The organism is Massilia timonae (assembly GCF_001866515.1).
Classification (GTDB): Bacteria; Pseudomonadota; Gammaproteobacteria; order Burkholderiales; family Burkholderiaceae_D; genus Telluria; species Telluria timonae.
In genome coordinates this window covers 1,842,829-1,866,756 of the sequence record NZ_JRYB01000001.1, presented here as the reverse complement: position 1 = coordinate 1,866,756, position 23,928 = coordinate 1,842,829, and the positions used below count along the sequence as shown (strand labels likewise).

16 protein-coding genes are annotated in these 23,928 nt (G+C 68.2%); 11 read left to right on the top strand and 5 right to left on the bottom strand.

Going from position 1 to position 23,928, the window contains the following annotated elements; translation table 11 throughout:
- The first annotated feature begins 3 nt into the window (after positions 1 to 3).
- The 11 genes from LO55_RS08060 to LO55_RS08010 all read left to right on the top strand — a co-directional run bounded on the left by LO55_RS08060 (position 4) and on the right by LO55_RS08010 (position 15,239).
- Positions 4 to 2,916: a monovalent cation/H+ antiporter subunit A gene (locus LO55_RS08060; RefSeq protein WP_177185510.1), complete on the top strand. Its 2,913-nt coding sequence runs from the start codon at positions 4 to 6 to the stop codon at positions 2,914 to 2,916.
- Positions 2,916 to 3,260, top strand: coding sequence for a Na+/H+ antiporter subunit C (locus LO55_RS08055; RefSeq protein ID WP_071361080.1), 345 nt, complete (start codon positions 2,916 to 2,918; stop codon positions 3,258 to 3,260). The genes LO55_RS08060 and LO55_RS08055 overlap by 1 nt, the downstream gene beginning before the upstream one ends.
- Positions 3,257 to 4,927: a monovalent cation/H+ antiporter subunit D gene (locus LO55_RS08050; RefSeq protein ID WP_071361079.1), complete on the top strand. Its 1,671-nt coding sequence runs from the start codon at positions 3,257 to 3,259 to the stop codon at positions 4,925 to 4,927. The genes LO55_RS08055 and LO55_RS08050 overlap by 4 nt, the downstream gene beginning before the upstream one ends.
- The gene (locus LO55_RS08045; protein ID WP_071361078.1) at positions 4,924 to 5,454 is read left to right on the top strand and encodes a Na+/H+ antiporter subunit E; all 531 of its coding nucleotides are present in this window, start codon (positions 4,924 to 4,926) and stop codon (positions 5,452 to 5,454) included. Before LO55_RS08050 ends, LO55_RS08045 begins: the two co-directional genes overlap by 4 nt.
- Positions 5,438 to 5,716: a K+/H+ antiporter subunit F gene (locus tag LO55_RS08040; RefSeq protein WP_071361077.1), complete on the top strand. Its 279-nt coding sequence runs from the start codon at positions 5,438 to 5,440 to the stop codon at positions 5,714 to 5,716. Before LO55_RS08045 ends, LO55_RS08040 begins: the two co-directional genes overlap by 17 nt.
- Positions 5,713 to 6,084, top strand: a complete 372-nt coding sequence (gene mnhG, locus LO55_RS08035) for a monovalent cation/H(+) antiporter subunit G (RefSeq protein ID WP_071361076.1) — start codon at positions 5,713 to 5,715, stop codon at positions 6,082 to 6,084. The genes LO55_RS08040 and mnhG overlap by 4 nt, the downstream gene beginning before the upstream one ends.
- Positions 6,085 to 6,400: 316 nt before the next feature.
- Positions 6,401 to 6,934: a gluconokinase gene (locus LO55_RS08030; protein ID WP_083415240.1), complete on the top strand. Its 534-nt coding sequence runs from the start codon at positions 6,401 to 6,403 to the stop codon at positions 6,932 to 6,934.
- 131 nt (positions 6,935 to 7,065) lie between these two features.
- Positions 7,066 to 10,071: a TonB-dependent receptor domain-containing protein gene (locus LO55_RS08025; protein ID WP_071361074.1), complete on the top strand. Its 3,006-nt coding sequence runs from the start codon at positions 7,066 to 7,068 to the stop codon at positions 10,069 to 10,071.
- A gap of 12 nt (positions 10,072 to 10,083) precedes the next feature.
- Entirely contained in the window at positions 10,084 to 11,400 is a 1,317-nt protein-coding gene (locus tag LO55_RS08020) for a gluconate:H+ symporter (RefSeq protein ID WP_071361073.1), read from the top strand.
- Between the two features lie 11 nt (positions 11,401 to 11,411).
- Complete coding sequence (locus tag LO55_RS08015; RefSeq protein ID WP_083415237.1) at positions 11,412 to 14,462, top strand: glycosyl hydrolase family 28-related protein; 3,051 nt, start codon at positions 11,412 to 11,414, stop codon at positions 14,460 to 14,462.
- A 9-nt stretch (positions 14,463 to 14,471) separates the two neighbouring features.
- Positions 14,472 to 15,239: a ThuA domain-containing protein gene (locus LO55_RS08010; RefSeq protein WP_177185509.1), complete on the top strand. Its 768-nt coding sequence runs from the start codon at positions 14,472 to 14,474 to the stop codon at positions 15,237 to 15,239.
- Here the strand turns inward: LO55_RS08010 and LO55_RS08005 are convergent, their stop codons facing one another.
- The 5 genes from LO55_RS08005 to LO55_RS07985 are packed head-to-tail and all read right to left on the bottom strand — an operon-like array spanning position 15,240 to position 23,864.
- On the bottom strand, positions 15,240 to 16,670 hold the full coding sequence (locus tag LO55_RS08005) for a PepSY domain-containing protein (protein ID WP_071361072.1): 1,431 nt from the start codon (positions 16,668 to 16,670) through the stop codon (positions 15,240 to 15,242).
- A complete protein-coding gene (locus LO55_RS08000) occupies positions 16,671 to 18,755 on the bottom strand; it encodes a TonB-dependent receptor (RefSeq protein WP_071361071.1) in 2,085 nt (694 codons plus the stop codon).
- Positions 18,752 to 19,072, bottom strand: coding sequence for a DUF2149 domain-containing protein (locus tag LO55_RS07995; protein WP_083415235.1), 321 nt, complete (start codon positions 19,070 to 19,072; stop codon positions 18,752 to 18,754). Before LO55_RS07995 ends, LO55_RS08000 begins: the two co-directional genes overlap by 4 nt.
- Positions 19,069 to 19,512 (bottom strand): MotA/TolQ/ExbB proton channel family protein, encoded by a 444-nt coding sequence (locus LO55_RS07990; protein ID WP_071361070.1) that lies wholly within the window; start codon positions 19,510 to 19,512, stop codon positions 19,069 to 19,071. The genes LO55_RS07995 and LO55_RS07990 overlap by 4 nt, the downstream gene beginning before the upstream one ends.
- Positions 19,509 to 23,864: a cobaltochelatase subunit CobN gene (locus tag LO55_RS07985; RefSeq protein WP_071361069.1), complete on the bottom strand. Its 4,356-nt coding sequence runs from the start codon at positions 23,862 to 23,864 to the stop codon at positions 19,509 to 19,511. Before LO55_RS07985 ends, LO55_RS07990 begins: the two co-directional genes overlap by 4 nt.
- Between the last annotated feature and the right edge of the window lie 64 nt (positions 23,865 to 23,928).

Below are 23,928 nucleotides of genomic sequence, written 5' to 3'. Positions count from 1 at the left end.
TCGATGACCTCACTGCCACTGATCCTGCTCGTCCTTCTTCCCTTCGCCGGCGCCTTCGTCGCCGCCTGCCTGCCCAACGGGTCGCGCAACCGTCCCGCCATCGCGGCCGGCGCGTTCACCCTTTTGGCCCTTCTCTTCGCCATTTCCCAGTTCGGCCGGTTGGACGCCGGCGAAGTCCTGCAGTCGCGCCACAGCTGGCTGCCGATGTTCGGCCTCGACATCATCATCCGCATGGACGGCCTGGCCTGGCTGTTCTCGATCATGGTGCTCGGCATCGGCCTGCTGGTGATCCTGTACGCGCGCTACTACATGTCCAAGCGCGACCCGGTCGCGCGCTTCTACGCCTACATGCTGGCCTTCATGGGCTCGATGATGGGCGTGGTCCTGTCCGGCAACCTGATCCAGCTGGTGGTGTTCTGGGAACTCACCAGCCTGACGTCCTTCCTGCTGATCGGCTACTGGCAGGAGAGCAACGACGCCCGCCGCGGCGCGCGCATGGCCTTCACCGTCACCACAGCCGGCGGCCTGTGCCTGCTGGCCGGCGTGCTCACGCTCGGCCACATCGTCGGCAGCTACGAGCTCGAGACGGTGCTGGCGGCCGGCGACCAGATCCGCGCCCACGCGCTCTACCTGCCGGCGCTGGTGCTGATCGCCCTCGGCGCGCTGACCAAGAGCGCGCAGTTCCCGTTCCATTTCTGGCTGCCGCATGCGATGGCAGCGCCAACTCCGGTGTCGGCCTACCTGCACTCGGCGACCATGGTCAAGGCCGGGGTGTTCCTGCTCACGCGCCTGTACCCGGCCCTCGGCGGCACGCCGGAATGGACCTGGATCGTCGTCGGCGCCGGCGCCACCACCCTGGCGCTGGCCTCGTTCTTCGCGATCTTCCAGAACGACATGAAGGGACTGCTGGCCTACTCGACCATCAGCCACCTCGGCCTGATCACCTGCCTGCTGGGCATCGGCACCCCGCTGTCGGTGGTGGCGGCGGTGTTCCACATCATGAACCACGCGATCTTCAAGGCGTCGCTGTTCATGGCGGTCGGCATCGTCGATCACGAGACCGGCACCCGCGACATGCGCGTGCTGCGCGGATTGCGCAAGGCGATGCCGGTGACGGCCGCGCTGGCGATCGTGGCCTCGGCCTCGATGGCCGGCGTGCCGCTGCTGAACGGCTTCCTGTCGAAGGAGATGTTCTTCGCCGAGACCACCCACGTCGGCGGCAGCGACGACTGGACCCTGTCCTACGTGGCAGTGGCGATGGGCATCTTCAGCGTCGCCTACTCGCTGCGCTTCATCAGCGTGTTCTTCGGCCGCCTGTCGAAAGACCTGCCGCACGAGCCGCACGAGCCGGCGCGCTGGATGCGCTTCCCGGTCGAGTGCCTGGTGGTGCTGTGCATCGCGGTCGGCGTCATGCCCGAACGCGTGGTCGGCGACGTGCTGGCGGTGGCGTCGGGTTCGGTCCTGGGCGCCGCGCTGCCCGAATACGACCTGGCGATCTGGCACGGCTTCAACCTGGCGCTCCTGATGAGCGGCGCCGCGCTGTTGCTGGGCGCCCTGCTGTACTGGGTCCTGTGGCGCCGCCACGATTTGCGCGAGCGCACCGAGGTGCCGGTGCTGCACCGCCTCAAGGGCGCGCAGGCCTATGAAAGCACGATGCTGGCGCTGTCGACCGGCGCCAACGCGCTGATCCGCTGGACCGGCACCCGCCGCCTGCAACCGCAAATGCTGGTGCTGATGGCGGTCATGGTCGCCGCACCGCTGCTGCTGGTCGATCCGCTGCCCACGATTCCCGCGCTGAGCGTGCAGGCCCTCGACCCGCTGTTCGCAGTGCTGTGGATCATCGGCGCCGCCTGCGCCCTCGGCGCGGCCTATAGCGCCAAATACCACCGCCTGGTCGCGCTGGCCCTGGTCGGCGGCGCCGGCGTCGTCACGTCGATCACCTTCCTGTGGCTGTCGGCGCCCGACCTGGCGCTGACCCAGCTGATGGTGGAGACCGTGACCACGGTGCTGATCCTGCTCGGCCTGCGCTGGCTGCCGCCGCGCTTCGCCCCGGCCGGCCTCAAGGAAAGGGCGCCGGCCAGCACCTGGCTGCGGCGCGGGCGCGACAGCTTCATCGCCATCGCCGGCGGCCTGGGCATCGCGGCCGCCAGCTACGCGGTCCTGCGGCTCTCGCCGCCGCCCTCGATCGGCGAGTTCTTCGTGCTGCGCGCGCTGACCGAAGGCGGCGGCTCGAACGTGGTCAACGTGCTGCTGGTCGACTTCCGCGGCTTCGACACCATGGGTGAAATCACCGTGTTGTCGGCCGTCGCCTTGACCGTGTACGCACTGCTGCGCCGCTTCCGCCCAGCCACCGAATCGATCGCGATTCCCGTGCAGCAGGCCAGCGACGTCGACCCGGCCGTCACGCAAACCCCGGCCGAGCAGGCCTCCAGCGGCTACCTCATGATCCCTGCGGTATACCTGCGCATGCTGCTGCCGGTGATGGGCGTGATGGCGGCCTACTTCTTCATGCGCGGCCATAACCTGCCGGGCGGCGGCTTCGTCGCCGGCCTGATCTTCGCCACCGCGCTGATCGTGCAGTACATGGTGGCCGGCACCGACTGGGTCGAATCGCACCTGCGCCTGCGTCCGCACCGCTGGATCGCCTGGGGCCTGGCGTGCGCCGCCTTCACCGGCATCGGCGCCTGGTTCCTCGGCTACCCGTTCCTGACCAGCCATACCGCCCACCTCACCCTGCCGATCCTGGACGAGATCCACGTCCCGAGCGCCTTCATGTTCGACCTGGGCGTGTTCCTGGTGGTGGTCGGTTCCACCATGCTGACCCTGGTCGCGCTGGCCCACCAGTCGCTGCGCAGCCACCGCGCGGCGGCCGACGCCACGCGCGCCACCATCCCGCCCGCCAAGGAGATCTTCTGATGGAGCTCGTCATTTCGCTCGCCATCGGCATCGTGTTCGGCTCCGGCATCTGGCTGATCCTGCGTCCGCGCAGCTTCCAGGTGCTCTCGGGCCTGATGCTGATGTCGTATGCCGTCAACCTGTTCATTTTCATCATGGGCCGCCTGTGGGTGGACGCCCCGCCGCTCACGCCCGCCGGCGCGACGCCCGACCCGGCCGTCCTGGCCGACCCGCTGCCGCAAGCCCTGGTGCTCACGGCGATCGTCATCGGCTTTGCCACCACCGCCCTGTACCTAGTGGTGATGATCGGTTCGCGCGGCCTGACCGGCACCGACCACGTGGATGGCAAGGAGCCTGAATTATGAGTCTGCACTGGACCCAGCACCTGATCCTGGTGCCGGTATTGCTGCCGTTGCTGGTGGGCGCCGTCCTGGCCCCGCTGACGCAGGGCTGGCATCGCCTGAAGTTCTGGCTCAGCTACGTTTCGCTGCTCGGCCTCCTGGCCACCGCGGTGGCCCTGATCCAGATGACCGACGGCGGCCACTGGCCTGGCGGCATGGGCATCTACCTGGCCGCCAACTGGAGCGCGCCGTTCGGCATTGCCCTGCTGGCCGACCGCCTGAGCGCCATCATGCTGCTGCTCACCGCCGTGCTCGGGCTGGCCGCGCTGCACTTCACCAAGACCCGCTGGGGACGGATCGGCGTGCACTTCCACACGATGTTCCAGTTCCTGCTGATGGGCATCAACGGCGCCTTCCTGACCCACGACATCTTCAACCTGTTCGTGTTCTTCGAGGTGATGCTGGCCGCGTCCTATGGCCTGGTGCTGCACGGGTATAACGCCGAGCGCATCCGCGCCAGCATGCAGTACATCGCGATCAACCTCGCCGCCGCCCTGCTGTTCCTGATCGGGATCGCGCTGACCTACGCCACCACCGGCACCCTGAACATGGCCGACCTGGCCGCGCGCGTGCCGCTGCTGGTGGGTGAGGAGCTGGCGCTGTTCAAGGTGGGCGCCACCGTGATGGCGCTGGCCTTCCTGACCAAGGGCGCGATGTGGCCGCTGGGCTTCTGGCTGCCCACCACCTACGCCGCGGCATCGCCGCCGGTGGCGGCGATGCTGGTGCTGATGACCAAGGTTGGCGCCTACGTGATATTGCGCATGTGGCTGCTGATCTTTTCGGACCATGCGGGCGCCGCGGCCGGCTTCGGCGGCGACGCGCTGCTGTATGGCGGCATGGCGACCATCGTGTTCGGCGCCGCCGGCATCCTGTCGACCGATACCGCCGGCCGCATGGCCGGCTATGGCGCGATCGTCTCGTCCGGTACCCTGCTCGCGGTGATCGGCTACGGCCAGCCCACCCTGGTCACGGCCGGCATCTATTACCTGATCGGCTCCACCATCGCGGTGGCCGCCTTCCTGCTGCTGATCGAACTGATCGACCGCATCCGCACTCCGCGCTCGGCCATGCTGGCGCTGACCATGGAAGCGTATGCGGTCGAGGATGCGCCGGACGAGCCGGTGGGACGCGGCGTGCCGGCCGCGATGGCCTTCCTGTCGCTGGCCTTCGCCGCCTGCGCGCTGATGATCGCCGGCCTGCCGCCGTTGTCGGGCTTCGTCGCCAAGTTCGGCATGTTCCATGCGCTGCTCAATCCGCACATCGACGGCGCCGGCACGGTCGGCGGCAGCGCCGCGATCCCGGCCGCCGGCTGGATGCTGATGGTCCTGATCATCCTTTCGGGCCTGATCACCGTGATCTCGATGATGCGCTTCGGCGTGCGCACCTTCTGGGCCAGCGGCGCCGCCGAGCCGCCCAAGGTGCACCGCTCCGAGGTGGCGCCGATCCTGCTGCTGCTGGCCCTGTCGGTGCTGATGACGGTGCAGGCCGAGCCGCTGTTCGGCTACCTGAGCCGCGCCAGCGACGACATCCATCGCCCCGGCGCCTATATCGGCCGGGTGCTGTCCGAGCCGGCCGTGCCGGGCCCGACGAGCACGGCCCCTTCCACCCTGTCGATCCCGGAGGCGCCATGACACGCTGGCTCCCGTACCCCTTCGTGTCGCTGGCGCTGTGCGTCCTGTGGCTGCTGCTGAACCAGACCCTGTATCCGGGCCACATCCTGCTCGGCGCGGCGCTCGGCATCGCCGGCCCGGTCCTGACGCGCCACCTCAATCCGCTGGGCTATCCGCGCCTGCGCAAGCCCATCGTCGCCATGCGCCTGCTGGGTTTCGCGGCGGTCGAGGTGGTGCGCTCCTGCTTCAACGTCAGCCGCATCATCCTGCTTGCCGACTACGCCAACCTGAACTCGCAGTTCATCCGCATTCCGCTGGACATGCGCGATCCCTACGGCCTGGCGGCGCTGTCCTGCCTGATCAACATGACGCCGGGCACGGTGTGGACCGAGCTGCAGCCCGGGAAGGATCCCGGCCGCCACGAGCTGGTGCTCCACGTGTTCGACCTGCACGACGCCAAGTGGTGGGTCGACACCATCAAGACCCGCTACGAACAGCCCCTCATTCACATCTTCGACACGGAGGTCCGCCATGGCGACCCTGCTTGAAATCTCGATCGGCTACGCCCTCGTGTGCGTGCTGGCGGCGATGGCGCTGTGCGCCGCCCGCCTGCTGATCGGCCCCTCGGCCCACGACCGCGTGCTGGCCCTCGACACCCTCTGGATGTGCGGCATGCTGCTGGCCCTGGTGCTGGGCATCCGCTTCGGCACCCAGGTCTATTTTGAAATGGCGATGCTGATCGCGCTGGTCGGCTTCGTCTCGACCATCGCGATGGCGAAGTTCCTGATGCGCGGGGAGATCATCGAATGACCGGCATCGCACACCTGCCCGACTGGGCCGCCCTGCTCGTCTCGCTGCTGCTGATCCTGGGCGCGAGCATCATCCTGATCGGCGCGCTCGGGCTGCTGCGCCTGCGCACCTTCTACCAGCGCATCCACGGCCCGGCGATCACCATCACCCTGGGCGCCGGCAGCCTCCTGATCGCCTCGATGCTGTACTTCACGGTGGCGCAGTCGCGCCCGGTCGTGCACGAGATCATCATCACCGTGTTCGTGCTGCTGACCGCGCCCGTGGTGTCGATGATGATCATGCGCGCCGCCGTCTACCGCGACCTGCGCGCCAGGAAAGGCGACGCCGGCGCGACCGCAGGCGAGGTGTATACCGTCACCCGCGAATAGTCCACCGGCATCGATCCGGATCCCAAACCAGGCCTGGAAATTTTCCAGGCCTTTTTTTCGTGCGCGTCAATGTCGAGTAAATACAACATCGCGAAAAATTGATTGCGCGCCGCAACAATGTTAGCGCTATCAGATATTTGTGGCGACGGCTGAGTGAAAATCTGGTCGTCTGGCCATTTGCTCCGTTAAAAAAACCGTCCATCCGGTTCCGGATCACATTGCATTGCAACATCGATAACGTGTTTACAAAAATTCATGGCTGAACAACACTTCGAATAACGCGATGTTAGCGCTAACGGTCTTTCGAGGAGAAACGATGTCAGCATCCAGCGTCAACCCCCCATCCACTTCAGCCGGCGCCCTGCGCTGGGTCGTCATGGGCGTCAGCGGATCGGGCAAGAGCACGGTCGGCGCCGGCCTGGCCAGGCACTTCGCCGTCCCCTTCCTGGAGGGCGACGCCTACCACCCGGCCAGCAATGTCAGCAAGATGTCGGCCGGCATCCCGCTCGACGACGATGACCGCGCCGGCTGGCTTGACGCGCTGGCGGCCGAAATCGGCCAGGCCCGCAGCCGGGACCAGGGCCTGGTGCTGTCCTGCTCGGCCCTCAAGCGGCGCTACCGCGACCTGCTGCGCATGGCCGACCCGGCGCTGCGTTTCGTGCACCTGGCCGGGCCGCGCGAGCTGATTGCCGAGCGCATGCACGGCCGCCCCGGCCACTACATGCCGCCCTCACTGCTCGATTCGCAGCTGAGCATCCTCGAACCGCTGCAGGCCGACGAAGCCGGCCTCACGCTGGACATCACCCTGGCGCCGCCGGCGCTGGTGCAACGCATCACAAGCAGCGCCTGAACGACGACACCTGAACCACGGCCCTGGCACCGGGGGTCGGCGAGATTCATCGCAAGCAGCCAGTTGCAAGCTGTCGCGCAGCCGACCACAGAGACGGCGCGCTCCCATACAACAAGCATCGAGGAGACATCATGCGTACACCAGTTCAACGGACTCTCATCAGCCTGGCCGTGGCCAGCGCCTGCTGGAGCGTCGGCGCCGCCCACGCCCAGCAGGCGCAGCTAGAACCCGACACTCCGGCCGCGGCCGCCGACGCCGCCGCGCAAACCCCGCCCACCGACGCCGCGCCGTCACCCGCGGAGGCCGCACCGGCGACCGGGGAAGCCTCCAATGTCGTGCGCATCTCCGGCTCGCGCATCGCCGCGCGCGGCTTCACCATGCCGACGCCGACGACGAGCCTCACCAGCGCCGACCTCGAGAAATCGGCCAAGCCGAACCTGTTCAACACCCTGGCCGAGCTGCCGGCCCTGCAGGGCAGCACCGGCCGCACCACCAGCACCAACAGCACCAGCAGCGGCATCCAGGGCCTGTCTTCGCTGAGCCTGCGCGGCCTGGGCACGATCCGGACCCTGACCCTGCTCGACGGCCAGCGCGTGGTGGGCGCCAACGTCACCGGCGTGACCGACGTCAGCCAGTTCCCGCAGCTGCTGGTCAAGCGTGTCGACGTGGTGACCGGCGGCGCCTCGGCGTCTTACGGTTCGGACGCGGTGGGCGGCGTGGTCAACTTCGTCACCGACAAAAAATTCACCGGCTTCAAGGCCCACGTCCAGGGCGGCCAGACGAAGTACGACGACGACCGCGGCGGCAGCGTGCAGGCGGCCTGGGGCAAGGCCTTCCTGAACGATCGCTTCCACGTGACGGCCAGCGCCGAGTTCACCAAGGAAAACGGCATCGAGTCGCCCGGCTTCGGCGGCAAGGGACCGAACGGCCGCACCTGGTACCAGAACCCGGCCTACTCGGTGCGTCCTTTGAGCCAGACCGGCGACGGCCTGCCGCAATACCGCGTGATCGAACAGGCGCAGCAATACCAGTACGCCAAGTACGGCCTGATCACCAGCGGCCCGCTGCAGGGCACGGCCTTCGGCGCGGGCGGCGTGCCTTACCAGTTCCAGTACGGTTCCAATGGCCAGCCGACCGGCACCGGCGCCGTCACCGGTTGCGTCAACCCGTTCTGCATCGGCGGCGACTTGAGCGGCAGCGTGGGCTCGGGCACCAACCTGGCGATGAACTTCAAGCGCCAGGTGGCCTATACCCGCATGTCGTACGACCTGACGCCGGACCACCAGCTCTACTTCACCGCCAACTACGGCAAGGTGGATTCGCGCTTCTCGCCCAACCCGGGCGCGGCCAAGAACGCCAACCTGAACATCCAGTGCTCGAATCCCTTCCTGCCGGCCTCGATCGTCGATGCCTGCGCGCGCACCAACATCACCAGCTTCCAGTACGGCACCGCGAACGCGGTCTTCCCCGAGAACATCGACGTCCAGCCGACCCGCACCCAGCGCCGCTTCGTGCTCGGCGCCGAAGGCAAGTTCGCCCTGTTCGGCAAGGACTGGTCGTATGACGCCTACGTGACCCACGGCGAGAACAAGACCAATCTCGACGCCTTCAACATGACGCTCAATGCGCGCTACAACAATGCGATCGACGCGGTGCGCGCGCCCGACGGCCGCATCGTCTGCCGCAATCCGGTGGCCGCGGCGTCGGGCTGCGTGCCGCTCAACATCATCGGCGACAACCCGATCGATCCGGCCGCCTGGGCCTATATCGCGCCGGCCAACGGCCCGCGCCAGCGCACCACGCAAAGCCAGGACGTCGGCAGCTTCAACATCAACGGCGAGCTGTTCGAAGGCTGGGCCGGCCCGATCTCGCTGGCCACGGGCGCCGAGTACCGGCGCGAGAAATACCGCGTCCGCGGCGACGCCTACGGCAACGGCGTGACCCCGGATTCGCCGAACAACGCCATGTACCCGGCCGACCCGCTGCTCAATACCACGGTCGGCAACAACTGGTATGCCGGTAACTTCCATAACGGCGAAGGCAGCTACAACGTGCGCGAAGCCTACGTGGAGCTGAACATCCCGGTGTTCAAGTCCGCGACCTGGGGCGAGGCCAACCTCAACCTGGCCGACCGCGAAACCAAGTACAGCACCGCCGGCAGCGTGGGCAGCTGGAAGCTGGGCGCCACCTGGCAGACGCCGATCGACGGCCTGCGCCTGCGCGGCGTGACCTCGAAGGACGTGCGCGCGCCGAACCTGTCCGAACTGTTCGCAGCGCCGGTGGTGGTCAACAACGTGGTCCAGTACCAGGGCAATACCATCAGCGTCCAGGAACGCACGGTGGGCAACACCAACCTGCGTCCGGAGATCGCGCGCAACAACACCTTCGGCATCGTCCTGAGCCAGCCGAAGTGGGCGCCGGGCTTCAGTATCTCGGCCGACTACTTCGACATCGAAGTCAAAGGCGTGATCTCGGCGCTGACGATCCAGCAGGAAGTCGACCTGTGCGTGGCCGGCAACCAGGAGATCTGCAACGCCATGGTCTTGAACAGCCCGGGCAACAACTACGTCACGGTGCAGAACTTCAACCTGGCGTCGCTCAAGGTCAAGGGCTTCGACCTCGAGACCGCCTACCGGACGGGCCTCGAGCGGCTGAACCTGCCGGGCCGCTTCACTTTCCGCGCGCTGGCCACCCGCAACCTGCACTACATCACCGAGTCGGGCGTGGTCGGCACCATCGCGGTGGATTCGGCCGGCTCGAACATGGGCAATACGCCGAAGTGGAAGGTGCTGGCGCAGCAGACCTGGGAGAACGACAAGCTGAGCGTCACGCTGACCGAACGCTGGTTCAGCGACGGCACCTACCGCAACGACTTCATCGAGTGCCAGACCGGTTGCCCGATGTCGACCCTGATCCACCCGACCATCTACGACAACAAGATGAAGGGCGCGGCCTATCTCGACATCGGCGCCAGCTACAACCTGTCGAAGCAGTTGCAGGCCTACTTCAAGATCGACAACGTCACCGACCGCGCGCCGGAAGCGGCGCCGCAGACCAATGCCAGCTACGGCATCAATCCGGCGCTGTACGACGTGGTCGGACGCACTTACCGGGCCGGCCTGCGCTACGGCTTCTGACGGGAGCCGGCCGTGTGGAACATCGTTTCCGTGCTGCTGGCGGTCGGCCTGCTGACCTTGCTCATCGCCTGGGGCAAGGTCCAGCCCCTGCTGGCCTTCGTGGCGGCATCGATCGCGGCGGCCCTGCTGCTCGGGGTGCCGCCGTCGAAGATTCCCGGCGCGATCGAGAAGGGCATCGGCGACCTGCTCGGCTCCCTGGTGGTGATCATCTGCCTGGGCGCCGTGTTCGGCAAGCTGATCGCCGACAGCGGGGCCGCGCGCCGCATCGCCACCTGCCTGGTCGACGCGCTCGGTCCGTCGCGCATCCCGGTGGCGCTGACCGTCACCGGCTTCGTGGTCGGCATCCCGCTGTACTACAACGTCGGCTTCGTGCTGCTGGTGCCGCTGATCTTCTCGCTGGTCTACAGCTCGGGGCGGCCGGCGGTGGCGCTGGCGATCCCGCTGCTGGCCGGGCTGTCGATCGCGCACGGCTTCCTGCCGCCGCATCCGTCACCGGTGGCGCTCGTCTCGGCGATCCACGCCGACATGGGCACTACCCTGCTGTACGGGATCGTGGTGGCGATACCGACGCTGATCATCGCCGGGCCCCTGTTCGCGATGTCGCTGCGCCATGTGCAGGCGCAACCGGCCGCCATGTTCCAGGACGGTCGCGCGCTGCAGGATGGAGAACTGCCGGGCGTCTTCAACAGCTTCGCCACCGCGCTGCTGCCGGTGCTGCTGCTGGGGGCGAGCACGGTGCTCATGATGGCGCGGCCCGACCTGAACGGCAGCCTGTCGTTCCTCGCCAACCCGCTGGTGGTGATGCTGGTGTCCTATCTGGTGGCGATCTACACGCTGGGCCTCGCGCAAGGACGCCGTTTCTCGGCCGTGATGCAGGGCCCGGCGGAGGCGATGCGCGAGATCGCGCCGATCCTCCTAATCATCGCCGGCGCCGGCGCACTGAAGCAGGTGCTGGTGGAATCAGGCGTCAGCGCCGATCTCGGTGCGCTGTTGTCCAGCCTTCCGGTGCCGCCGCTGGTGCTGGGATGGTCGGTCGCGACGGTGATCCGCATCTGCCTCGGATCGGCCACGGTCGCGGGCGTGACGGCCGGCGGCATCGTGGCGCCGCTGGTGCACAGCTCGGGCGTCGACCCGAACCTGATGGTGCTGGCCATCGGCGCGGGAAGCCTGATGTGCAGCCACGTCAACGATTCCGGCTTCTGGATGTTCAAGGAATATTTTGGCTTGTCCCTGAAGGATACCTTCCGCTCCTGGACCCTGATGGAGACCCTGGTGGGCGTGTTCGGCCTGCTGTTCGTGATGCTTCTGTCGCTGTTTTTGAATAGCTGAGGAAAAGATCAATGATGACAACACATACCAATCTTCCGCGCGCCATGGCGCTGTCGCTGTTGCTGGCCGCCAGCGCACTGGCCCCGGCCATCGCCGCGCCATCGCCTTCCGTATCCGCTTACCAGCTCATGCCCGAAGACCCGCGCGCCGTCGTGGTGCGCGCCAGGGGCGACGGCCAGGCCGACGACACGGCCGCGATCCAGCAAGCCCTCGATACTGCCGCCAACAAGGGCCAGGGCGGCATCGTTTTCCTGCCGTCGGGCCGCTATCGGATCACCCGCTCGCTGCTGATTCCGCTGGCCGTGCGCCTGTATGGCGTCGGCCCGACCCGTCCCGTGTTCGTGCTGGCCGAGAACACGCCGGGCTTCCAGAAGGGCGTGGCCAATATGGTCATCTTCACCGGCGGCGACCAGTACAGCGTCGGCAAGGTGCCGATGCCGGTGCCGAGCGCGGTGCCGTTCAGCGCCGAGGAGGGCAAGGCAGTCCGTAACGCGAACTCGTCGACCTTCTATTCGGCGCTGTCGAACGTCGACTTCGAGATCAAGGACGGTAATCCGGCCGCGGCCGCGGTGCGCATGCACACGGCCCAGCACTCGAACCTGAGCCACATCGATTTCCACCTGGGTTCGGGCCTGGCCGGCGTCTACCAGGTCGGCAACGTGGCCTACAACCTGCGCTTCTACGGCGGCCGCTACGGCATCCTGAGCGAAAAGACCTCGCCCGCCTGGCAGTTCACCCTGATGGATTCCACGTTCGAGGGCCAGCGCGACGCCGCGATCCGCGAGCATGAAGCCAGCCTCACGATGATCAACACGGAAATCAAGGACACCCCGGTCGGCGTCGAGATCAACCGCGGCTATGGCGACTGGTTGTGGGGCAAGGACGTGCGTTTCGAGAACGTCAGCAAGGCCGCGCTCATCGTCAGCAACGAAGACAATGTCTATACCCAGGTCGGCCTGGAGAATGCCATCGCACGCAACGTGCCGACCTTCGTGCGCTTCCGCGACAGCGGCAAGACGCTGGCCGGCAGGGGCCGCGACTACGCCGTCAGCGAATTCAACTACGGCTTGTTCGTCAGGCAGATGGGCGAGCCTGGCACCTTCTCGACCCATTACAAGACGTCTGCGCTGCCCGCGAACCCGACGACGACACGCGCCCTGCGCCCGCTGCCGGCCTCGAAGGAGTGGGCCAACGTGCACGCGTACGGCGCGAAAGGCGACGGCACGACCGACGACACGGCGGCGATCCAGAAAGCGATCGACGCCAATCGCGTGGTCTACCTGCCGCTGGGCTTCTACGTCGTCAACGACACCATTCGCATGCGGCCGGACACCGTGATCATCGCCCTGCACCCGGGCCTGACCCAACTGTTGCTGCCGAACGGCTCGCCCAAGTTCCAGGGCGTCGACAGCCCCAAGGCGCTGCTGGAGAGCGCGCGCGGCGGCGAAGGCATCGTGTCCGGCATCGGCCTCGCGACCGGCGAGATCAACAACCGTGCGGTGGCGCTGCTGTGGCGCGCTGGCGAACACTCGCTGGTGGACGACGTGCGCATCCAGGGCGGCCATGGCACCCGCCTGTACGACGGCCGGCGCGCCGATCCGTACCAGAAGGATGCGAAGTTCGACACCACCGCGCACTGGGACCGCCAGTATCCGAGCGTGTGGGTGACCGATGGCGGCGGCGGCACCTTCTCCGGCATCTGGTCGCCCAGCGGCTATGCCCAGGCCGGCTTCTACGTGACCAATACCAAAACGCCGGGCAAGGTCTACGAGCTGTCGGCCGAACACCATATCCGCGCCGAGATCGTGCTGGACAATGTCGAGAACTGGGAATTCCTGGCGCCGCAGACCGAGGAAGAAATCCGCGACGGCGCCGATGCGGTGTCGCTGGAGATCCGCAATTCCAGAAATTTGCTGTTCGCGAACTACCACGGCTACCGCGTCACGCGCTCCTATAAACCGATGCCGGCCGCGATCCTGATCACCAATTCCAGCGACATCCGCTTCCGCAACGTCCACGTAAATGGCGAGAGCGGCTTCGCCACCTGCGACGACAATGGCTGCACCACCTATCTGCGCGCCAGCAAGTTCGCCTACGAGAACGCGATCCGCGACGTCACCAACAAGCTGGAAGTGCGCGAGCGCGAGTTCGCCGTGTTCGATTACACCGGCAAGCAGCGCAAGGCGCCCGCCCAGCTGGGCAAGGTCGACAAGCTGGAAGGCGGCTTCTATTCGATCGCCGGCGCCACCGTCGACCCCAAGGGCAAGCTGTACTTCGTCGACCGCCACTGGAAGCGCATCTACAGCTACACGAAGGACGAGGGCCTGGTCGTGGTGCGCGACGCCCCGCTCGACCCGGTCAACCTGGCCATCGACGACAGCGGCAACCTGATGGTGATCTCGAACTACGGCCCGCAGGCCAGCGTGTATTCCTTCAAGCCGGGCACGCCGGGGACGGAAATCACGATGATCAAGCCGACCCCGGTCGCGCCTCGCCAGGGCGCGCGGGTCGCGGTGCCGGTCAACTTCTGGCAGAACGGCGAATTCAAGGACCAGCTCGACTATGACACCTTCGAATTCACGACCCTGGCCGAGATGTTCGCGCGCGACGTGGCCCTGCCGAAGAAGGAAGAATACGTGTCGCCCGACGGCAGCCTGGTGCTGCCCGCCTACCGCGTGCTGCGCCAGGGCGCGGCGGACCACCTGGGCTGGCGCTGGGCCGATTCGCTGCAGGCCTTCGGCTTCGTCACGGCGCCGGTGGGCCAGCGCGTGGTGTTCACCAACGGCTCCGAGAACCGCACCTTCAGCGGCGCCGTCAACGCGGGCGGCGGCATCACCGATCTCAAGCTGCTGGCCAACCGCGGCGGCGAGAGCGCGGCGGTCGGCCCGAACGGCGACGTCTATGTGGCCAATGGCCAGGTCTTCATCCATGGCAAGGACGGCAGGCAGAAGGGCCGCATCGACGTGCCGGAGCGGCCCTTGCAGCTGATCTTCGGCGGACCCGACAAGCGCACCTTGTTCATCCTGACCCACCACTCGCTGTACTCGACCCGCATCGATTGAGGAGAACGCATGGGACGCATGACAACGATGCTGGGCGCCGTCGTCTTGATGACGGCGGCGTCGCACGGCCTGGCCGAAGACCAGTTCAAGCTGCTGGTGCTGGCCACGCCCGGCAAATACCACTACGAATACATCCCGATCGCGCGCGACAACCTGGAGCGCCTGGCCAAACTGCACGCGTTCGCGCTCACCTACACCAACAAGACGCAGGTGTTCGAAGGCGACCTGAAACAGTATGCCGCCGTGATGTTCCTGAACACGCCGGGCGAGGAATTGAACCCCGCCCAGCGCGCCAATTTCGAGGAGTACATGCGCGGGGGCGGCAATGCCGTCGTGGTGCACCGCGCGGCGATCGCCAGGCCGAACGACTGGGTCTGGTTCGAGAAGATGGTGGGCCGCACGGTCGGCCTGCATCCGAAGCTGCAGACCGGGGTGGTGACCGTCGTCGACAAGCGCTTCCCCGCCACCTTCGGCCTGCCCGAGCGCTGGGTCTGGAGCGACGAGTTCTACACCTTCACCAACCCCTACGACGTCAGGATCAACCCGGTCCTGAACGTGGACGAGTCGAGCTACGACCCGACCCTGATCTGGCCGGGGCAGACGGTGAAGGGCATGGGCAAGGACCACCCGATCGCCTGGCACCACCAGCACGAGAAGGGCCGCGTGTTCGTCACCACGCTCGGGCACAACGGCGAGATGTACCGCGACCCGCAATACCTGGGCCACCTGCTGGGCGGGATCTACTGGGCCGCGACCGGGCGCGGCCAGCTGCGCTGATCATCCTTTCGTCAAGCGCCGCCAGCCCAGCACCAGGCCGCTGAAGGTCAGCGCAAAGCCCAGCACGCACAGGACGATCACGACCACGTCCCACACCGGCCTGGTGCGCAGGAAGGCGAAATCGAGCTGGTGCAGGCCGTTGAACAGCCAGCGGTCCCAGCGCTTGTCGCGGTCGACGTAGCCGGCCAGGCGGCCCTGGGCCGGGTCGATGTAGAACACCGGGGCGTCAGGCAGGTCGAAGCGCGCGCGCAAGACCGGGAAGGTCGCTTCGCGGTGATGGCTGTAGTAATAGTCGTCCGGCCCGGTGAGGAATTCGGCCTGCATGGGCGCGCCGGGGCGGATTGCCTGCGCGGCATGCAGCAGTACGTCCTGCGGCACGCCAGGCACGGCGGCGCTGTCGTGCGCGTCGACCAGCTTGCGTCGTTCGCGGCCGAGCGCGCTCAGATACAGCTTGCCGCCCACGCGGCGCCATTCCAGTTCCAAGGCGCCGGGATGCGCGCGCAGCAGCGTGGCCGCATCCAGCGCCAGGTCGTCGCCGCCCGGCGCACCGCCGGCGAACGCCTGCCGGTCCTGCGCGGTGACGCCGCGGCCGGCCGGGAAACCGAACGGCCCGACCGACAGCCAGCCGCTGAACAGCCAGGTGATGACCAGCACACCGACGCCCAGTCCCAGCCAATGGTGCCAGGCTTTCCAGCCCGTATACGGCGACATCCTGCCGCCCGCATAGCGCCGCCCCGTGCGTACCCGCAGGCGCAGGAGGCTGATCGCCATGCCGGTCACGGCCAGCACCAGGGCCACGCCGGACGTCCACATCACGGCCTGGCGCCAGGCCTCGTTGTGCTGGCGCAGCGGCGTCACGTAGATCCAGTGGATGACGGAGCCGGCCCAGTTCCAGGCGCGCTCGCTGCGCGTCGTGTCGCGCACCAGCTCGCCGGTGCGGCCGGACACGTACAGGATGCTGCCGGCGCCATCGTCGGCGGCAACGCGGTACAGGGGCCGGTGCGCGCGCACGGCGCCGAAGGTCCATTGGTCCAGTTCGATCTCGTCGACCGCCAGCGAACGCGCATCGGGCGCCGCGCTGCGCGCGCTGCTCGAGACGATCAGGTAGTTCACTTCCAGCGGCGCCCCGCTGTCGGCCCATATCGAATGCCAGCTGCCTTCGTGTTGGAAGTGCCACGCGGGGCGGCCAGCCACGGTGTTCAGGCGCACCGCATCCGGTGCGGTGGTCCCGGTCCATGCTTCAGCGGCCGTGACCTGCACACGGTCGGGATCGAGCGGCGCCAGCCAGCCCATGCGCTCCTGTTCCGTCAGCTCGGGATACGGCACGTACATCATGACGATGCCGGAACCGAACCACAGCAGCACCAGCAGGCCGATCGCGATGCCCAGCCAGCGGTGCCACCAGTAGAGCTGGCGCTTCCAGGAACTCACCTAGTAACGCCAGTGGACGGTCAGCTCGGCATGACGCTCGTCGCCCAGCAGGTATTGCGATGAACCATACGAAGTGATCGCGTACAGCTTGTCGGTCAGGTTGCGTACGTTGAGCTGCAGCTGCACGTTGCGGCTCAGCGCCCAGCCGAGCGAGGCGTCCAGCGTGGTGTAGGCCGGCAAGGCCTGGGTGTTGGCATTGCTGATGAAGCGTTCGCCCACGTAGCGCAGGCCGGCGCTCGTGCGCCAGTCGCCGGCGCGGTGCGTCAGCCACAGGTTCGAAGAAACCTTCGGCACGTCGGCCGGGCGATTGCCGGCGCGCGAGACATTGCCCGCCTCCAGCAGTTCGTCGAACTCGGCATCCGTATAGGCCAGGTTGGCATCCATGCGCCATCCGGGGGCCAGGCTTACGCTGGCGCTCACTTCCGCGCCCCGCGAGGTTTGCGAGCCGCCCTGCCTCGATAGCGCCGGATTGTCAGGGTCGCGCGTGATGATGTCGTCCTTCCTGATCCGGTACAGCGCCGCCGTCCACTCGGCCCGGCCGCCGGCCAGCATCTGCTTGACGCCCGCCTCGACCTGGCGCGCATCCGTCAGCTTGAACCTGCTGTTGGCCAGGGTCATCGACAAGAGGCTCGTCACCGGATCGCTGCCGGTGCTGACCTGGCCGTAGAGCGAGGTGTCCGGCGCCAGCTTCCAGCTCGCGCCGACCCGGACCGAATTGGCGCGCAGGGTCGTGCCAAAATGGCCGCTGTCGGCCAGCAGGTTGCGGCGGCCGATCTGGTAGCGGTCGTGGCGTGCGCCCGCCGTCACGAGCAGGCGCTCGTCCACGCGCCAGGCATCCTCGAGATAGAAGGCATGGGTGGTGGTGTCGGTCGCGAAGTTCGGGCGGAACGGGTCCGGCGTGTCCCAGAAGCTGCCCGGGTCGAAGCCGGTCGGCGCCACCGTCGATGCGCCGCCATAGGGCGAGTTATTCGTGTGCCGGAAGCTGATGGTCGACGCTTCCCAGCCGGCCACGACCTGGTTGGCGCCGGTTTTCCAGCGCGCCTCCAGGCGGTTCGCGGTCTGCTCCTGGTCGTGGCGGATGCCGATGTAGTCGCTGCGCTCCACCACGTCGCGCATGGCGTCGTAGGCGTACGACTCGATATTGCGCCAGTCGCGACGCGACGTGAAGTAAGCCAGTTCGTTGCTGATCTCCAGGTTCGGCGCCGCTTGCCAGTGCAGGCGCGCGACGGCCTTGTCGTCGACGAAACGCAGCACGGCGTCGCCGGCATTGTAGTTCTGGTCGCGCAGCCGTTCGGCCAGGCCGCCGTTTACCAGCGGCGTGCCGAAGTAGCGGATCGGCTCTTGTTCGGCATGATCGAGCTGGGCGTACAGGGTCACGCCAGGCGCCAGGGTCGTCGTCATGCTGGTCAGGATCTTGCCGTGGCGGGATTCGCCGCGGTCGATGAAGCCGTCGCTGCGACCGGCGTAGGCATCGATGCGGAAGGCGCCCTGCTCGCCCAGCGCACCGGTGGCGCCGATGCCCGCGCGCACAGACTCGCCGCCGCCGATGCCGCCCAGGATCTCGAGCGAGGATGCGCGCCGCGGCGCCTTGCGCACGGCGTTGACGATGGCGCCGGTGGCGCCGCTGCCGTGGACGACCGAACCCGGGCCGCGCAGCACGTCGATCGTCTCGTAGCCCCAGGGATCGGCCGGATAGGTCGCGGTGCTGGAACCGACCAGCAGGCGCTGGCCGTTCTCCAGCATTGCGATCGCGTTGTTGCCGTTGAAGCCCCGCGCCGAATAGCTGATGCCGCTGCCGGGCGAGCTGCTGTCGGTCAGGCCGGTGCTGCGCGTCACCGCGTCCTTGACCAGCAGGTCGCCACGCGCGGCGATGGTGGCGGCGCTCAGGCTGTTGGCGCTGGCCGGCAGGTCGAGGGCGCTGATGTCCAGGCGGCTGGCGGTGGTGTTCTGGCGGTCGAGCGCCAGGCCTTCTTCACCGGCTGCGCCACGGATGGTGACGGTAGGCAGATCTTGCGCAAAGGCGCCGGCGGCGCACAGCAGGGCGACGAGCGCGCCGAGCGGGCGGGGTTGGAAAACGGTGTTCATTGTTTGTTCCTGGTTTGCACGGGTTCGATCAGCACCAGCTGGCCGGTCGCGGGATCGCGATAGACTTCGCCGACGCGGTCGTAGCCGCTGCCGTCCTGGGTCACGCCGCTGGCGGGACGCTCGATCTGGCGGCCCTTCTCCACCGGCTGCGGGGTTTTCAGGGTCCCTTGCGCGCCGGCGATGGCGGCGATCAGGCCGCAGGCGAACACCAGCATCACGTCGACCAGGTTGACCAGGCTGGCGCGCGGATCTTCGTCGCTCTGGTCGAAGCGCGCGTCGAGGTGGCGGTACAGCCGCAGTCTGCCGCGCCCACTCATGGCTGCGGCTCCATCGCGTCCAGCGTCTCTTCATACCAGCGGCGGCGCAGCTTGCCGATCACCAGGCCGCCGATGCCGGCCACCAGGCCCAGCACGGTGGCGTCGAAAGCGACGGTCACGGCGCTGGCCAGCTTGGCGGGGTCGCCTTCGCCCAGCGCCGCCAGGCCCGGTCCGAGCGGGATGATGGTGGCCATCAGACCCAGCATCGGCGGGATGCGCGCCAGCAGGTCGGCGCGTTCCAGGCGGTGGCGGGCAATCTTTTGCACAAGCGCCAGGTCGCCGCTGGCGCGCAGCCTGGCCAGGCCGTGGAAGCGTTCGCCGACGGCGATGCCGGATTCGACCAGCGCGATCGCGCAGCCGGCCAGCAGCGCCACCAGGGATGGCGCGAGCAGCCAGCTGACGGCGTCGTGCAGCCAGGCATAGGAAAGGGTTTCGATCATGGATGACTCCTGAGAGGTTGAGGGATGTGCCGGCCGCGCCACAGGCCGAGCGAGAACAGGGCGAGGCAGGCGGCCAGGATGGCCAGCACCTGCACGATGCGCAGCGCGGCGGGCTGCGCGGGTTCTGGTTGCTGTTTCAGTTCATAGACGCGCATCGGTTCGGGTTCCGGCGCGGGCGCTGCCGGTTCTGCCGTCTCGCCGGCGTCAGGTGCGATAGCTTGCTGCGCCGGGACGGCGACGGAGGGGACGGTCGTCGCCACTGCCGGCAGCAGCTCGCCACGCGCCTTGGCAAGCGTCACGCCGAGCTTTTGCGCATCCGCGCCATCCAGTTGCGGCGCCAGCCAGCCCCACATCGGATGATCCGGCGCCGTATGGCCGCTGCCCGGCAAGCCATTGGCCGCCACCAGGCGCGCCAGCTCTCCGCCCAGGCGGCGGATGGTCTCGGGATCGGTCTTCCAGTAGCCCTTCTCGGCCGCCACCATGAACACCGCCAGCATGTGCGCCTTCACGTGCGCGTTGTGGCGCTGGCCCAGGAATTCGGGCAGGCCGAGCTTGTGCCGGTCGTCGAAGTAAACGGCCTTCACTTCGTCCCAGGCCCAGTTCTTGACCAGGTCGGGCCGCGTCACCTGCCAGCCCCACAGGTTTTCGATGAATTCCTGGCCCATGGTGCGCGCGCCGGAATAACCGTTGTCCATCAATGGCCGCAGCCAGGCCGGGTTCAGGAAACGCCCGCGCAGCTCGCCCAGCAGGGCGCTGGCGAGCGGCTCGACGTCGGCCTGGCCGGGCCGCGAGTGCTGCAGGATCAGCGCGTCCGGCACGCGCCCGGTGCGCGTCTCGACCGCGAGCGACAGGCCGCCCAGGTAGTCGAAGGCGTCGTTGTTGTCGAGCAGGCCATACAGGTTGCTGGCGCGGCCATGATAGGTGCGGTGGATGCCGTCCAGCGCCACGTCGAAGGCGCGGTGGCTGGAGGCGCCTTCGGCATCGAGGCCATAGGCATGGCCCATGCGGTTGCGGTAGGCGCGGCCGATTTCCTCGCGCTCGCGCCAGGCGCCCGAGCGCTCGGTCAGGCGGTTCACGCCGGCGCCGTAGGCGCCCGGCGCATCGCCGAACACGCGCAGCGCCGCGGCCCGTCCTGCTTCGCTCGCCGGCATGCCATCGGCCAGCAGCGCCCGCTGGCGCGTCAGCCACTCGCGCGCCACGCGGTTGCTGGTTGCCGCTTCGCGACCCCACACCGCGCCTTCGATCGGCGTCAGCGCCGCCTGCAGGGCGTCGCGCAAGGACGGGTCCTGTTCGACCAGCGTCTGCGCCGACGCCGCCAGCGCCAGCCGGCCGGCGCGGTCGATCAGGCGGATCAGGTTCGGATACAGGTCGCGGAACAGGCCGGAGGTGGTGACCACCGCGTCGCGCCGGACGGCGCCGGGCATGAGCCTCACGTCGGTGACGATGCCGCGCGCATTCCACACCGGCTCGGCGCCCATCATGGCCAGCGCGAAGCCGACCATCACGCCTTCGTCGCGCACGGCGTCGGACGCCCACAGGATGATGCCTTCGCTGCCCTCGCCCACCTTGTCTCTTTCGGCCGCTTTTCCTGCCATCTGCCGGCCCAGCCCATAACCAAGACGGGTCGGCAGGATGTCGCCGTCGACCGCGTGGAAGTTGCGGCCCGTCGGCAGCGCCTCGGGCGAGCGCAGCGGGTCGTTGCCCTTGCCCGGCTCGATGTAGCGCCCATCCAGGCCGGCCAGCAGCGCCGCCATCTCGCGCCGCGGCGAATCGCGCAGTTTATGCGCGACGTCGGGATCGTCGATGCCGCTCTTCTTCATCGAATCGAGCATCAGCTCGAGCGACTCGCGGCTCCACGGCCGGCCGAACACATGCAGGCCATGGGGCATGAATTTCTCCTGCAGCTTGGTCAGATAGTGGCCGATCTCGTGCGCCAGCAGGTCGTCGTCGGCCGCGTCGAAGCCGATGCCGCGCACCTCCAGCACGTCGGACATCGACGCTTCCAGCTCGGCGCGCAGGTTCAGCGCCACCACCCGCTCGCGCATCAGCTGCGCGGCCTGGGTCTTGAGCGATTCGGACGATGCGGCTTCGAAGCTCTCGACGATCTGGCGCAGCGACAGCAGTTCGTCGTACAGCGGCGTGGTGGCCAGCGGCGGCGTCAGGTGGTCGACGATGATGGCCAGGCCGCGGCGCTTGGCCTGCGTGCCTTCGCCGACGCCGTCGACGATATACGGGTAGATGCCCGGCAGGTCGCTCGCGATCAGGCTCGGATAGTCGTCGCTCGACAGGCCGACGGCCTTGCCCGGCATGAACTCATAGGTCGAGTGGCGCCCCACGTGCACTACGGCGTCGGCCTTGAAGCGGTCGCGGACCCAGTGGTAGAAGCCAAGGAACTGGTGCGGTGGCGTGATGCTGGTGTTCGCGTGCAGCAGTTCCTCGTCCACCTCCCAGCCGCGCGGCGGCTGCGGGCCAATGAAGACGTTGCCGAACACCAGTCCCGGCACCAGCATCTTGCCGCCGTCGACCATCACCTTGCCCGGCGCCGGGCCCCAGCCGCGCATGCCTTCGATGCCGTAGCCGATCAGGCGTCGGTAGAGGGGCGCCAGCGCCTTGCAGGGCCGTGGCCTGGTTTCGTCGAGGCAGGCGAAATAGCCTTCTTCCAGCGCATGCAGGTCGCGCGTGGCCTGCTCGCGCCGCGGATGGTCGACGCCCTCGACCAGGTGCAGCAGCTCCTCGATCACGGTCTCGGCCTGCTTGCGGCCCAGCGCGCGCTCGCCGGCCTTCTCGGCCGCCAGCACGTCGGCATGCAGGCGGCCCAGCAAGCCGTCCTGCATCTCGCCCCGCACCCGCGGCGACAGGGTCGCGAACCAGCGCGCGTACTCCTGCGCCGTGACGCCGTTGACGGCGCCGGCCATCTCGCGCAGGGCGGCGCGGTCTTCCGGCAGGTTGACGCCGCGCGCCATGATCATGTCCAGCAGCGCCTCGGGCGACGCCGGCAGTTCGCCGACCGTGTAGCCCGCCGCCTTGAGGGCATGCAGCATCCCGAACAGCGAGTCCGGCACGTTGAGGTTGTCGGCGCCGATGTTCTGGCGGCCCGGCGGATGGTTGTAGTAGACCATCGCGATCTTCTTGTCGGCGTTCGCTTTGGCGCGCAGCGCCAGCCAGCGCGCCACGCGGCCCGACAGGCGGTCGACTTCAGCCGGCAGCAGCACGGGCGGGCGGTTCTCGATGCCGGTCTGGGGGTCGCGCCGGGCCTGGCCCAGGGCCGCCACCACCATCGGCTGGCCGATGCCCTGCAGCTCGGGCAGGGCCACGCGGTACTGGACCGAGTCGGGCGGCAGGCCGTCGGGCGACAGCTGCCATTGCATCGCGGTGCGGTCCGACAGGCGGATCGCCTTGAACACCGGGATGTCCAGGCGCTTGAAGGCTTCGCCTACCGCCTCCCGGCCCTCGGCGGCGCCGACCACGAAGTCCTGCAGCACCACCAGCGCAGCAGGCTTGGCCGGCGCGACCAGCTGCGGCAGGCGCTCGAGCGCTTCGCGCGAGGCGCCGCCCCAGCGCGTGAGCAGCTGCACGCAGGGCTGGCCCAGTTCCTCGATGCGCCGGCACAGCGCCGCGGGCACCACGCCATCCATGTTCGCCAGGTCGAGCACGACCACGGTCGGGCGGTCCTGCAGGCCGAGCTTCGACGCATTGCCCCAGGCGGCGCCGTCCTGCAGCTCGCGCTCTCCCGCGCGCAGGCGCAGGGTCGGCTCCGGCTGCGGATCGGCCAGGGGCGTGCCCGGCGCGAGCAGGTGCCGCATCAGCTCCGTGGTGTTGTCGACGCCGCCCGCCTGCCACACGCGGCGCGCCGCCAGCCAGTGGCGGGCGGCGGGATTGGCGTCGGCCGCCCGCAGCGCGGCCTGCGGCGGCGCCTCGCTCGCCAGCTGGCGCAGCAGCTCGGGCGAGAAGCCGGCCAGGCTGCCGTGGCGCGAGCGCGTCATGAGGTTCAGGGTCGCCTCGCCGTTCAGCGCCAGCACGGCGGTGCCTGGCCTGGCGTGGCGCGCCAGGGCATCCTTCATGCGCCGCGCCGGGTCGCCGAACAGCGACACCGCCAGGATGCTGTCGGCGCCGGCGATCCACTGCGCCACCTCGCGCTCGCCGGCCGCCATCAGCTGCGCCGGGGTGCGCAGCAGGATGCGGTCTCGCGGACGGCTGGCCAGGTGGCGGTGGGCGGCTTCGATCGCGCCCGGCGCGGCGCGCTCGGTGACCACGGCGAACAGGGTGGTGGCGCCGGCATGCTGGAAGCCCGACATGCAGGCGAGCAGGAACACCAGCGCGACGCAGATGCGGACAGGGAGAAGCGTGTTCATGTGAACGTCGACCTTTCAGCTGCGCGCTTGACGCGCGCACGACAACAGGCAGCCGCCATCCTTC